This is a genomic window from Vibrio nereis NBRC 15637 (assembly GCF_001591105.1).
Lineage (GTDB): Bacteria > Pseudomonadota > Gammaproteobacteria > Enterobacterales > Vibrionaceae > Vibrio > Vibrio nereis.
The window spans coordinates 245,103-258,549 of sequence record NZ_BCUD01000003.1 but is presented as its reverse complement, the minus strand read 5'-3'; the positions used below and the strand labels follow the sequence as shown (position 1 = coordinate 258,549).

Annotated in this window: 12 protein-coding genes; 3 read left to right on the top strand and 9 right to left on the bottom strand. The window is 46.9% G+C overall.

Going from position 1 to position 13,447, the window contains the following annotated elements; genetic code table 11:
• The first annotated feature begins 13 nt into the window (after positions 1-13).
• From gloB to VNE01S_RS05425, 3 genes are all read left to right on the top strand, one after another.
• A complete protein-coding gene (gene gloB, locus VNE01S_RS05435) occupies positions 14-772 on the top strand; it encodes a hydroxyacylglutathione hydrolase (protein ID WP_053396785.1) in 759 nt (252 codons plus the stop codon).
• Positions 773-842: 70 nt separating this feature from the next.
• A complete protein-coding gene (locus VNE01S_RS05430; protein WP_053396784.1) occupies positions 843-2,399 on the top strand; it encodes a lytic transglycosylase in 1,557 nt (518 codons plus the stop codon).
• The gene (locus VNE01S_RS05425; protein WP_053396783.1) at positions 2,396-3,082 is read left to right on the top strand and encodes a YIP1 family protein; all 687 of its coding nucleotides are present in this window, start codon (positions 2,396-2,398) and stop codon (positions 3,080-3,082) included. Before VNE01S_RS05430 ends, VNE01S_RS05425 begins: the two co-directional genes overlap by 4 nt.
• A gap of 1 nt (position 3,083) precedes the next feature.
• Here the strand turns inward: VNE01S_RS05425 and VNE01S_RS05420 are convergent, their stop codons facing one another.
• The 9 genes from VNE01S_RS05420 to lpxA all read right to left on the bottom strand — a co-directional run bounded on the left by VNE01S_RS05420 (position 3,084) and on the right by lpxA (position 13,447).
• The gene (locus VNE01S_RS05420) at positions 3,084-3,932 is read right to left on the bottom strand and encodes an endonuclease/exonuclease/phosphatase family protein (RefSeq protein WP_053396782.1); all 849 of its coding nucleotides are present in this window, start codon (positions 3,930-3,932) and stop codon (positions 3,084-3,086) included.
• A gap of 48 nt (positions 3,933-3,980) precedes the next feature.
• Positions 3,981-4,319 carry a nitrogen regulatory protein P-II gene (gene glnB / locus VNE01S_RS05415; protein ID WP_053396781.1) on the bottom strand — a complete coding sequence of 113 codons (339 nt, stop codon included), beginning with the start codon at positions 4,317-4,319 and terminating at the stop codon, positions 3,981-3,983.
• A 106-nt stretch (positions 4,320-4,425) separates the two neighbouring features.
• Entirely contained in the window at positions 4,426-4,740 is a 315-nt protein-coding gene (locus VNE01S_RS05410; RefSeq protein WP_053396780.1) for a c-type cytochrome, read from the bottom strand.
• 75 nt (positions 4,741-4,815) lie between these two features.
• On the bottom strand, positions 4,816-6,126 hold the full coding sequence (gene tilS, locus VNE01S_RS05405; protein ID WP_053396779.1) for a tRNA lysidine(34) synthetase TilS: 1,311 nt from the start codon (positions 6,124-6,126) through the stop codon (positions 4,816-4,818).
• Between the two features lie 96 nt (positions 6,127-6,222).
• Entirely contained in the window at positions 6,223-7,182 is a 960-nt protein-coding gene (accA, locus tag VNE01S_RS05400; protein ID WP_053396778.1) for an acetyl-CoA carboxylase carboxyl transferase subunit alpha, read from the bottom strand.
• 36 nt (positions 7,183-7,218) lie between these two features.
• Complete coding sequence (gene dnaE / locus VNE01S_RS05395) at positions 7,219-10,698, bottom strand: DNA polymerase III subunit alpha (protein ID WP_053396777.1); 3,480 nt, start codon at positions 10,696-10,698, stop codon at positions 7,219-7,221.
• Between the two features lie 105 nt (positions 10,699-10,803).
• A complete protein-coding gene (rnhB, locus tag VNE01S_RS05390; protein ID WP_174522327.1) occupies positions 10,804-11,424 on the bottom strand; it encodes a ribonuclease HII in 621 nt (206 codons plus the stop codon).
• Between the two features lie 2 nt (positions 11,425-11,426).
• Complete coding sequence (lpxB, locus tag VNE01S_RS05385) at positions 11,427-12,572, bottom strand: lipid-A-disaccharide synthase (RefSeq protein WP_053396775.1); 1,146 nt, start codon at positions 12,570-12,572, stop codon at positions 11,427-11,429.
• An 86-nt stretch (positions 12,573-12,658) separates the two neighbouring features.
• Positions 12,659-13,447 carry an acyl-ACP--UDP-N-acetylglucosamine O-acyltransferase gene (lpxA, locus tag VNE01S_RS05380; protein WP_053396774.1) on the bottom strand — a complete coding sequence of 263 codons (789 nt, stop codon included), beginning with the start codon at positions 13,445-13,447 and terminating at the stop codon, positions 12,659-12,661.

Sequence of the window (13,447 nt, the reverse complement as noted above, 5' to 3'; positions counted from 1 at the left end):
TGGAGAGATAACCATGTTAGATATCAAAAGCATACCTGCGTTTAATGATAATTACATCTGGCTGATTCAAAATAGCGATCAGCGTTGTGCTGTCGTCGACCCAGGTGACGCCAAGCCAGTGCTTGAGTACCTAAAACAGCATGACCTAAGCTTAGAAGCGATCTTAATTACCCACCACCACAACGATCATATCGGTGGAGTGCCCGAGTTAGTCAGACAATACCCCAATATTGACGTGGTAGGCCCAGCGAATGAACCTGTACCAACGCTGACTCATGCTGTAGAAGCAGGCGATCAAATAGAGCTGTTTGACGAAATTTTCCTTGTGTTAGGGTTAGAAGGGCACACCAACGGCCATATTGGCTATGTGGGCGATGGAAAGCTATTTTGCGGCGATGTTCTTTTTTCAGCAGGATGTGGGCGTGTGTTTGAAGGCACTATGGAGCAAATGTACACATCACTGACCAAACTGGCCGCGCTACCCGAAGAAACCGAGGTTTATTGCGCGCATGAATATACCGCAAGCAATGTAGCTTTTGCGCTAGCCGTCGAGCCTGACAATACGCAACTGCAACGATATAGAGACGACGTTAATCGCCTCAGAGCGCAAAATATGCCAACGTTACCAACAACCATTCGTCGCGAAAAGTGGATAAACCCATTCCTAAGAACCGATCAAAAAAGCGTAATACGATCAGTCACCAACCGGACTCAAAAAACCGATCCACTGTCAATTTTTACCGCTTTACGTGAGTGGAAAAACGAATTTTAACGATTTGATGCTTGTCACTGTGACGGACAGGCAAGTATTATCACCAGCCACATAAAAAAAGGGCTGTGTAATGCGAGTAAAGTACAGCTGGGTATTAGCACTTTTATTAGCCGGATGTCAGCTAACCCAGCCAAACAACTCTGAAGATAACGCTTCTTCAGAAACCAATAATCCACCGACGGCTAAACAGACTGAGCCAACCCCGCTACCTGAAGCGAAGCTGACACCCGTTGAGACACCACAGTCTCAAGAAGATGTCTGGCAGCGTATCGCTATGCAACTAGATATGCCAGTACCGGATCATAAGTCCGTCGATTACTATAGAAAGTGGTATCTAAAGCACCCTCATCATTTAAAAACCGTTTCTAAGCGTGCTGAACCGTTTCTCTACTTGATCACCGAACAGATTGAGCAACGCGGCCTGCCACTTGAACTGGCGCTACTGCCTGTTGTTGAAAGCTCCTTTGATGCATTTGCCTACTCTCACGGCAGTGCCGCAGGTTTATGGCAGTTTATCCCTTCCACAGGAAAAATGTTCGGCTTAGAGCAAAACTTCTGGTACGACGGTCGTCGCGATGTCTACAGAGCAACAGATGCGGCTCTCACTTACTTAACCAGATTAAATAAACGTTTTGATGGAGAGTGGACCCACGCTATCGCGGCTTATAACAGCGGTGGTGGACGTGTATCCCGAGCTATCCGTAAAAACAAAAAACTGGGTAAGCCGATTGATTTTTTCTCTTTAGACCTTCCAAAAGAAACCAGTGGCTATGTGCCAAAACTACTGGCGCTGGCAGACATTATTGCCAACCAGAAGAAATATGGTATTGAGATACCAGCCATCGCCAACAAACCAGTAGTGAGCGTTGTTGACCCTAAAGAGCAACTCGACCTTGCCATTGCAGCGAAATACGCTGGCATCTCTGTCAAAGAGCTACAAAGCCTGAATCCGGCTTACAATCAATGGTCAACAGCCCCGAATGGCCCTCATCAACTGCTGCTCCCAAGCCATACTGTTAGCCAGTTTAGTACTCTGGTGGAGAAAAACCGCGGTAAAGGTTTAAAACTGGTTCGTTACAAAGTGAAATCTGGCGACTCACTCAGCGTGTTAGCTAAACGAAACAACACCACCACTAAAGTCATTCAAAGAGCGAATGGACTGAAAGGCCACAATATCCGTGCAGGCCAATACCTATTAATTCCTGTATCGGCAAGAGATGAAAAAGCGTACGAGCTATCGGCAGCAAACCGCCTGGCCAAAACGCAATCCAGAAGCCGAGGAAAATACAAACTGACGCATATCGTTTCTTCGGGTGAAAGCCTTTGGAGTATTGCAAAAGCCAATAAGATCTCTCATCAATCGTTGGCGAAATGGAACGGTATGGGCCCACGCGATACACTGCGTAAAGGCCAAAAGCTGGTTATCTGGAAAAACAGTTCTGATGGCGCGATTATCCGCACCGTTTTCTACAATGTGCGCTCAGGTGACACCATCAGTGGTATCGCCAATAAATTCAAAGTGAAGTCGCGTGATGTCGTCAAATGGAATAACTTGAACAAGTCTAAGTACCTAAAACCAGGGCAAAAACTCAAACTGTATGTGGACGTGACTAAGGTGAGCGTATGACCCCGTCTAGCAACCCGTTAATCATGCTGATCGATATTTTTCGTTCTCCGAGTTCATGCTTTCTCGCCCTATATCAACGCGGCATGTGGGGATGGCAGCCTTATATCTTTTTGATACTCTCGCCTTTCCTGTTTTGGGGCGCCTACTTTGATATCGTCAACTTTGAGTGGTTGAAGAGTGAGTTGTCTGCCCAGCTGGCTACAACCGCGCCTCAACAATTGGAGCTGCTTGATGCAAATACGCTAATGGCGAAAGAAATCATTAGTGATATTTTAAACAGAACGCTGACCATTCTAATGCTGGCTTTTTGGTTCAACTTAGCCACAAAACCGAGCCAACATCAGCACGGTTTTTGGCGATGGTTTGCAGCCAGTGCTGTCATCACCTTCCCAGCCATCATCGGCGACATTGCGAGCTACGTAAGTGTGCTGTTAAAGCATGGGCAAGTGATGGTCTACGCGGCCGATTTAAACAGCTTAAATGGCTTACTTAAGTTGCCACTGACCAGTGAGTGGTCCCAGTTTGCCAGCTCTTTCCCGTTATTGCTGCCTTGGTACATTGTTTTAGGCTATGCGGCAGTGGGAACCTGGACAGAGTTTGAACGAGGACAAGCCTTGGTGATCTCAGCTCTGCCTTGGTTGGTTTACTATGTCATTTGGGCGTTATATATCGTCATCTTTTAGCTTACGGCTTTAATTTAAAGCTGACTAAAATTGGATTGTGATCAGAGGCACTCGAGATGGGTGCCTCTGCTTTTATCAGCTCTAAGCCACGGTAAAAAATGTGGTCTAGTGGTAACCCGGTAATAAACTGTGTGCGGTTGTCTATGTCGTAAGCCGCTTCTAGCAGCCCGACTCGGTCCAGCGCCTTTTTCATAACCTGCAGTCGAGACTCACTCCAACTGTTAAAGTCGCCTGCCACAATAATGGGACCTTCATGACTGAGGAGTTCTTCCACCAGCGTGCTCAATTGACGATGATACTCTTCTGTACCGTAGGTGAAATTAACGGCATGGATATTTACCACAGCCAGCTCTGAACCGTCTGACAACGGGTAGGTCGCGTACAACGCGGATTTAGGCAATCGTAACCAAGGCTCCAATTCCGTATAGGCACAAGCTAAGTTTGGCGTATCCTGCGAGAGATTCAACACCCCCGCCGTCGCATCAAACGCTTTAAAAGCGTCGACCTGGCTGCCAAACCAGCCTTGCTGATCAATCCATTGCTGCAAGTCTGGTGTCATGCTTGCTTCTTGCAGCAATACTAACTGAGCACTTTGACTGAGCTCGGCTAACTCATTTTTCCAGTTATCACGGTTTTGTTTGTAGATATTCCAAACCAGAACATTGATTCGCTGCTCTCTATCTAAAGTTTTCGCTTGGGTATTGTTATAGCACTTCAGCGACAGTTTAACGCCATCACCGGATATTGAAGAGAGTTGCTCATGCTTGGGGACAGTAAAAACAGTTTGATAGCCGATGACAGCTAAGAGAGTAAGAGTGATAACTGTGAGGATTAAATGCTTTTTATTCATGATCTAAAATGCAAAAAAAGAGCCTTGCGGCTCTTTTTATCAGGAGACTTAAATCGCGTCTTCGTCTTCTTCACCAGTACGAATACGCACTACGCGCTCAACATCCGTGATGAAGATTTTACCATCACCGATTTTGCCTGTTTGAGCGGTTTCAACAATGGTGTCAACGCACTGTTCTGCCACGTCGTCGGTAACCACAATCTCTAGCTTCACTTTAGGCAAAAAGTCCACCATATACTCTGCACCACGGTACAACTCGGTATGGCCCTTTTGACGACCGAAGCCTTTCACTTCAGAGACTGTCATACCCGTAATACCTACTTCTGCCAGTGCCTCACGAACATCATCGAGCTTAAATGGCTTTATGATCGCTTCAATCTTTTTCATTGTTCATCCCTTAAACTTTGGCTATATCGGCCATTATCCCATGTTATTTAAGCAATAAAAAGCCCGAGCGATTTAAGCTCAGGCTAAAACTGACTTTAAGTAGTGCTTACTTAAGGCTTGAGTAGTACGCGGCAAGGTTAGCAATATCTGCATCACTTAGCATAGCGGCTTGCGCTTGCATCACAGCAGCCAAACCGCCATTACGCTCTTTGTTTTTGTATGCATTAATTGACGAGACAATGTACTGCTCGTTCTGACCTTTCAGGTTTGGGTAACCTGGGATCACTGCGATACCATCAGCGCCATGACAAGCCGCACACACTGCTGCTTTTGCTTTACCAGCAGCGACGTCACCAGCAGCCATCGCCTGACCGCCAAGAAGGCTCATACCGATTACCATTCCAATAGCGAGTTTTTTCATTGCTCTTCCTTATTATGTCGTAGATCCATTGACCTAGTTATTATGTGCTTTTTATGGGAGAGATTTTTACACAACTTAGGATGACTTGTCCCAGATTAGTTCACAATCTTGGCCTGTAAATTGATGATCAATAAACAAACCTGCGATGGCTACAACCTTCTCCCCACACATCAATATCGGCATGCGACGGCGCTGCCAACTAGGGACACCATACTCTTGAAATAGTTTTTTAAGCTTGCGGCTATGCACTCTGTCCGTCGGGCGGGCACTTAATCCTTCAGGATTAAAGGTCACTCTCAGTTCCCCTTCCACCAACGCCTGCAGCGATAAGCTTCCACTTTCTGAAGACTGAACGGTCAAGCAGCCCAAACTATCTGGTAGTTCAATGCTCTCATCGACCTCAAGTGTTTTTTCCCAACCACTTAAGTCTTCACTCTCGGCAATGGCATACAGCTTATTTGAAAAACGGCGTATCTGCGTACCGGCAAGGTTTAATACTGGGTTGGCATCTTGCTTTGCCTGAGCAACCTCTGCCCAAATTTTGCTAAGGTGGTCTCGACTCGGCATACGAATATTATGCTGTGTTAACCACATACGAATTAGCCTTGCTCGTGACAACTCACTGACAGCGCTCAGCACATCGATATCCAAACCGCCATCCAGTGTTAGTGCTTTTTCCAATTTTTCTTGCAGTAACTCCTCGATCAACATTTCTTGCTCGGCACACAATTGCGCGCTGCGATTGACCGCCTGAGCAAAGTGAGGCCAACGTTGATTAAGTAGCGGAGAGATTTGGTGACGAATAAAGTTGCGGTCAAAACGAACGTCTTGGTTACTTTCGTCTTCTACCCACTGTAAACCCTGCTGGAGCGCGTAGGCTTCTATCTGCGAGCGGCTCACCGTCAGTAGAGGACGCACAATCGTCGCGCTGCCAAATGCCATAGCCTCAGCCATTGCTGACAAGCCTTTAGGGCCACTTCCCCGCTTAAGCGCCAACAAAAAGGTTTCTACTTGATCGTCACTGTGCTGTCCGGTTAACAAAAGATCCCCAGAATTAAGGTGCCCCCCCAAAGCGTTATAGCGGGCTTCACGTGCACACGCTTCAAGACTTTTCCCTTTGGCCTCAACTTGAACGCGCTCCGCAACAAAGTCGATACCCGCCTGTAAAGCCCACGCTTGGCATTGTTGTTGCCAGGTATCTGCGTTGTCACTCAACCCATGGTGAACATATACGGCTTTGCACTCGATGGGGTTTTCCTCACTATAACGAGCTAATAGATCCAGCAAGACCCGTGAATCTACACCACCACTGAAGGCCAATATAATACGAGTTCCTGGTACGTAGTGTCGGTCAAGGATGGTCGAGAAGTTCTGATATAAGTTCATAACATGATGTAAGGAAAAATAGTTGGCTTTAGTCTATACCCAAAAACAAAAAGGCTGAACCTAAGTTCAGCCTTTTCAAATCAATTACGCTGGTGATCAGCAGTAGCCGTAGCTCATCAAACGCTGGTAACGACGTTCTAGAAGCGTTTCGTTATCAAACTGTTCCAGTTCTTCTAGCTGTTTTAGAAGAGTCTCTTTCATGTTGGCTGCCATCTGAACAGGATCGCGATGTGCGCCGCCTAGAGGTTCTTCGATGATTTGGTCAATCAGCTCTAGCTCTTTCAAACGAGGAGCAGTTAGACCCATCGCGTCCGCAGCTTGTGGCGCTTTGTCTGAATCACGCCATAGGATAGAGGCACAACCTTCTGGTGAGATAACAGAGTACGTTGAGTACTGAAGCATGTTTACGTAGTCACCCACACCGATAGCAAGTGCACCACCAGAACCACCTTCACCCACAACGTTACAAATCACAGGTACTTTAAGGCCAGACATCACTTTTAAGTTCTTCGCAATCGCTTCAGACTGACCGCGCTCTTCTGCACCAACACCTGGGTATGCACCCGCGGTATCGATGAACGTAATGATAGGCATGTTAAAGCGCTCAGCCATTTCCATTAGGCGCAATGCTTTACGGTAACCTTCCGGTTTTGGCATACCAAAGTTACGTTTTACTTTTTCTTTTGTTTCTCGACCTTTCTGATGACCAATGATCATCACTGGGCGACCATTCAGACGAGCCATACCACCAACGATCGCTTTGTCGTCAGCATAAGCACGGTCACCCGCTAGCTCTTCAAACTCAGTAAAAGCGTGCTCGATATAATCCAGCGTGTAAGGACGTAGTGGGTGGCGAGCTAGCTGAGCTGTTTCCCAAGCACCAAGATCGCTAAAGGTCTTTTTCTTAAGCTCTAAGCTCTTTTTCTCTAGCTGTTCGATCTCTTTATCCAGATCTACGCCAGAATCACCACCGTGACGAGAGACATCACGAAGTGCTTCAATCTTAGCTTCTAGTTCTGCGATAGGCTTTTCAAATTCTAAAAAGTTCAGGCTCATCTATAGATCCTTTTTGATTCGGTGCTGTCACCGAATTTAGTTAAATTCGAGTTCTACCTGGCCTTTCCCAAGTAGCTGTTTTAAATCATCTAATAATGTGTCGCTTGGCGTTACTCGCCATTCAGTACCTAACGTTAAACGCGCTCGTGCATCGCTACGTTGGTAATATACATGGACAGGAACGGTTCCTGCCCGATGAGGCTCTAGAATTTTACTAAAGCGCTCAAAAAACTGACTGTCGATTTGAGATTCATCAATCGAAACAGATAATCCGCGTGCATACTTTTCGCGTGCGGTGCCGAGATCCATAACCTCGCGCGCGGACATTTTAAGACCACCATTGAAATCATCAAAGCTGACCTGTCCCGAAACCACCAAAATTCTGTCTGTTTCGAGAAGTTCTGCGTATTTATCCAGCGCATCTGAAAACAACATGACTTCCATTCGACCACTTCGGTCATCCAATGTCATGATTCCGATTCGGGTGCCGCGCTTGGTGGTCATGACTCTGGACGCAATCACTAAACCAGCTACTGTCACACTTTGGTCACGTCTGGTTGGTGTGGCGTCTTTTAGTCGACAACTGGTGTACTTACCCAGTTCCTTTAAATAGGCATTAATTGGGTGCCCGGTCAAATAAAGGCCCAGAGTGGAACGCTCGCCTTCCAGCCAAACTTTTTCCGGCCAGGCAGGGACTTTGGTGTATTTATTTTCGACTTCTTCCGGAGCTTCGGTAAGTACACCAAATAAGTCACTTTGGCCAAATGCTTCCGCTTGGTGGTGCTGGCTGGCTGCTTTCACCGCATCATTCAATGACGCCATCATTGCGGCTCGGTGAGGCCCAAGACGGTCAAGTGCCCCTGCATAAATCAGCTTTTCAATCACGCGTTTGTTAACCTTTTTAAGATCAATACGCGCACAGAAGTCAAACAGGTCTTTAAAGTGTCCATCTTTATTGCGAGCTTCTAAGATGGCTTCGATCGGGCCTTCACCTACCCCTTTGATCGCTCCAATACCGTATACAATTGCACCATCTTCATCAACATTGAATCGGTATAAGCCTGAGTTGATGTCTGGCGGCAGCACTTTAAGCTTCATACGAATACATTCATCGACAAGGCCAACAACCTTCTCCGTGTTATCCATATCAGCCGTCATTACCGCTGCCATAAACTCGGCCGGATAATGGGTTTTAAGCCAAAGGGTCTGGTAAGAAACCAGTGCATAGGCTGCCGAGTGAGATTTGTTGAAGCCGTAACCTGCGAATTTTTCTACCAGGTCGAAGATCTTCATCGCCAGTTCGCCGTCGATACCATTCTTCACCGCCCCTTCTTCGAAGGTAGCGCGCTGCTTGGCCATCTCTTCTGGTTTTTTCTTACCCATTGCACGACGCAGCATGTCTGCTCCGCCTAAGGTATAACCGGATAAGACCTGAGCGATCTGCATTACCTGTTCCTGATACAGAATGATGCCGTAGGTAGGGTCTAAGATCTCTTTTAGTGATTCGTGCTGCCACTTTTCATCTGGGTACGATACCGCTTCTCGGCCATGTTTACGGTCGATAAAGTTATCTACCATGCCTGACTGTAGTGGACCAGGGCGGAAAAGTGCCACCAATGCGATGATATCTTCGAAACAGTCCGGCTGAAGACGCTTGATCAGCTCTTTCATACCGCGAGATTCAAGCTGGAATACCGCTGTTGTTTCAGAGTTTTGCAGCAATCGGAATGACGCTTCATCCTCTAGTGGGATTGATTCAATTCGAACTGGCTCTAGCCCTTCACGCTCTAAACGCGGGTTAATAAGCCCCAACGCCCAATCGATAATGGTTAAAGTACGCAAACCCAAGAAGTCAAACTTAACCAAGCCCGCGGTTTCAACGTCATTCTTATCGAATTGTGTTACTGGGAAGTGACCTTCAGCATCGGCGTAAATTGGCGCGAAGTCAGTAATAGTGGTCGGCGAGATCACCACACCACCCGCGTGTTTACCGGCGTTACGTGTACAACCTTCAAGGATGCGGCACATATCGATCAGCTCTTTGACTTCTTCATCTGCCTCGTATAATTCCGGTAGCGCCGGCTCGGCTTTGAAGGCTTTTTCAAGCGTCATGCCTGGATCGGGTGGTACCAGCTTCGAGATACGGTCGACAAAACCAAACGGGTGACCAAGCACACGCCCCACATCACGAATTACCGCTTTGGCGGCCATGGTACCGAATGTGATGATCTGAGATACCGCATCACGACCATACATATCAGCCACGTGATCAATTACTTGGTCACGTTTATCCATACAGAAGTCGACATCGAAATCGGGCATCGAAACGCGTTCTGGGTTCAAGAAACGTTCGAACAGCAGATCATATTCCAGAGGGTCTAAGTCTGTGATTTTCAGTGCGTAGGCCACCAAAGAACCCGCACCCGAACCTCGGCCCGGACCAACCGGAATATCATTATCTTTAGACCACTGGATGAACTCCATTACGATCAGGAAGTAACCTGGGAATCCCATGTTGTTGATTACTTCGAGTTCGATCTTAAGACGGTCATCGTATTCAGGGCGGCGTTTAGCGCGCTCTTCTGCATCTGGGAATAGAAACTCTAATCGATCTTCTAAGCCTTCTTCTGATTTCTTAACCAAGAACTCGGTTTCCTCCATACCTTCAGTTGGGAAGGCTGGAAGGAAATACTCGCCTAAACGGACAGTCACGTTACAACGCTTAGCAATTTCAACACTGTTTTCGAGTGCTTCGGGAATGTCGGCAAACAGTGCACACATTTCCTCTTCACTGCGCAGATATTGCTGAGGGCTGTAGAGTTTTGGACGTCGAGGATCTTCTAAGGTATAGCCGTCGTGAATCGCAACGCGGATTTCATGCGCATCGAAAAAGGACTCATCAAGAATGACCACGTCGTTAGTTGCCACAACAGGCAAGTCAGTCTGTTCCGCCAGTTCAAGCGCGAAGTGCAGGTAGCTTTCTTCATCAGCACGACCTGTCCGCGTGAGCTCTAGATAGAATCGGTCAGGGAAATGTGTTTGATAAAACTCCACACACGATTGAACTGTACCATTGTTCCCCTTAAGTAACGCTCTACCAATCTCTCCGCTTTTTCCACCAGATAGGACGATTAAACCTTCTGATAACTCGGCTAACCATTCTTTATCGATCACTGGCTGATGCTGGATATGACCACGCAAGTAGGCTTTAGAGATCAGTAAAGTCAGGTTCTTATAACCCACATTGTCTGCCGCCAGTACGGTGAGTTTGGTTAACTCATCACCAAACTCTGGCGACTGCATCGCGAAGTCAGCACCAATGATCGGCTTAACGCCACATCCATGCGCCGTTCCATAGAACTTCACCAATCCACACAGGTTAGTAAAATCGGTAAGGGCTACCGCGGGCATACCCATTTCAGCCACTTTCTTAACCAATGGGGGCACTTTGGAGAGGCCATCAACCATAGAAAAGTCACTATGAACTCGAAGGTGGACAAACTTAGGATCTGACATGCTGTGTTCCGCAAATAATGCTTAATCGGAGAGATAATCGAAGTATTTTACGTGATATAAAATCGGAGATATACCCTAATTCACTAGGGTATACTTCCGTCTGGTTTATTCTAGACCAAGTGCGCGCTTTACTGGCTTAAAGCTCTTGCGGTGCTGGTCTATCACACCGTGTTTGTCTATCGCTTCAAAGTGCGCTTTGGTCGGATAGCCCTTGTGTTTAGCAAAGCCAAATTCAGGGTGTAACTTATCCAGCTCTTCCATTTCTTGGTCACGAACCACTTTCGCGATAATCGAGGCTGCGCTGATTTCGGCCACGCGCATATCCCCTTTGACAACCGCTTGCGCATCCATATCAAGTTTTGGAATACGGTTACCGTCAATCAGCGCTAAGTCGGGTTTTATACTTAAACCTTCAATGGCTCTTTGCATCGCCACCATGGTCGCCTGAAGAATATTGAGCTCGTCAATTTCAGTTGGTGAGCAACGACCGATAGACCAAGCCAGCGCTTTTTCTTTTATTTCAGGCAGCAGCGCCAAACGTTTTTTATCTGACAGTTTTTTTGAGTCGTTGAGACCTGCAATAGGATTATGTGGGTCAAGAATCACCGCTGCTGTGACCACATCACCCACTAAAGGGCCGCGCCCCACTTCATCAACACCCGCGACAAATTGGTAACCCAACGGGTATTCAAATGGAGGAAGTTCTTTTTTTTCTTTAGTCATAATTGTTAATAATCTTTGCCTATCAGATTAAGTACGGCTTTGGCTGCTTGCTTATCAGCGTCTTTGCGGATCCAATGATGCATTTCGGTGAATTTCTCGACCATCTGCGCACCTTCATCACCGAGCAAACGTCCCACTTCTGCCGCTAGGTTTTCAACTGTGCACTCTTCTTGAAGGAACTCTTTAACCAACTCTTGATCGGCTAAAATGTTCGGCAGCGATACGTATTTGGTTTTTAGCATCTTACGAGCAAGGTAGGCGGTAAAAGCATTCACTTTATAGCCGACCACCATAGGGCGTTTGATGAGCATGCACTCCAAAGCAACCGTACCAGAAGCGAGCATAACGGCGTCAGACGCTGTGATAACATTGCGCGCCGTATCGTCAACCAGTCTAAAATCCAACTCTGGCGCAAATTCCTGCCACGCCTGCTCGAATTGCTCGCGGCGCTTCTGATTGACTAGTGCCACTACAAAACCAAGATCAGGATGTTGCTGTTTTAGGCGCTTACAAGTTTCGATAAATGGCTGAGAGAGCATTTTTAGTTCACTGCCACGACTACCCGGCAAGACAGCGAGCCATTTTTTATCTTGTTCTAAGCCTAGCAATTCTCGTGCGGGCTGTTTCTCTGACACTAACGGAATGGCATCCGCCAGGGTGTGGCCAATAAACTCACACGGCACCTTATATTGATCATAAAACGCTTTTTCAAATGGCAGAAACGCTAGGACGAGATTGGTTGCCGCCTCTATTTTGAAAATGCGCTTTTGTCTCCAAGCCCAGACTGAGGGACTCACATAGTGAACGGTTTTAATGCCCACTTTTTTGAGGTCGAGTTCTAAACGCAGATTGAAGTCTGGTGCATCTATACCAATAAAAACATCAGGCGGGTTGTCGGTAAAGTACTTAACTAACTCCGCTTTCACTTTGAGTAGCCTAGGCAGCCGACCCAGTACTTCTACGAGGCCCATGACGGCCAGCTCTTCCATGTCAAACAAAGACTGACAGCCTAGCGCGTTCATTTTAGGTCCGCCAATACCGACAAATTCAGCATTAGGGTACTTAGCCTGTATTGCCTTGATAAAGCCTTCACCAAGCATATCACCTGATAACTCTCCAACGACAATACCTACACGTAATGGTTTTTCCATCTCAGCCACTTCAAACTATTGGTATAAAAACACAAAAAGACCGCAACCAAACAGCTGCGATCTTTTTACACAATCACTTAGAGATATTAGCGGATAACGCCACGCTCTGAAGTTTCCACAAAATCAATGAAATGCTTAATGGAAGGCCAGTCTTGAGCCATCTCGTTTAGCACTTCTTTTGCTTCCGCCTGAGTTTTACCTGCGCGGTAGAACTCTTTGTAAGCATTACGCAAAGCACGTAACTCTGCTTTTTCGAAACCATTACGCTGCAAACCAACCAGGTTTAGACCGAACGGTGTCGCGTGGTTACCCTGTGCAAGTACGTACGGCGGTACATCTTTTACTACCGCCGAGCAACCGCCAACATAGCTATACGCGCCCACTTTACAGAATGGGTGGATTGCAGACAGCGCCATAACACCAGCGTGGTCTTCAACCGTAACGTGGCCACCAAGAATGGCGTTGTTACCAATGTGGGTGTGATTCCCAACGATAACATCATGCGCTACGTGCGCATTCACGCACAGCAAGTTATCATCACCAATGACTGTGGTCGCTTTATCTTGAACCGTACCACGATGGATCTGAACCGCTTCGCGGATCACATTGCGATCACCAATAACAACCGTAGTCTCTTCTCCGCCGTACTTTTTATCTTGGTTTTCTTCACCAATAACAGCATGAGGAAAAATACGGTTTTCTTTACCAATGGTTGTGTGACCTTTAATCACCACATGAGACATAACTTCCGTCCCTTCACCTATCTCAATATTTCCTGAGACGTAAGTAAATGGGCCGATGGTCACGTTTGCAGCAATTGTTACATCACCCTCAATCACGGCTGATGGATGAATTTGTGCAGTTTCATGAATCAT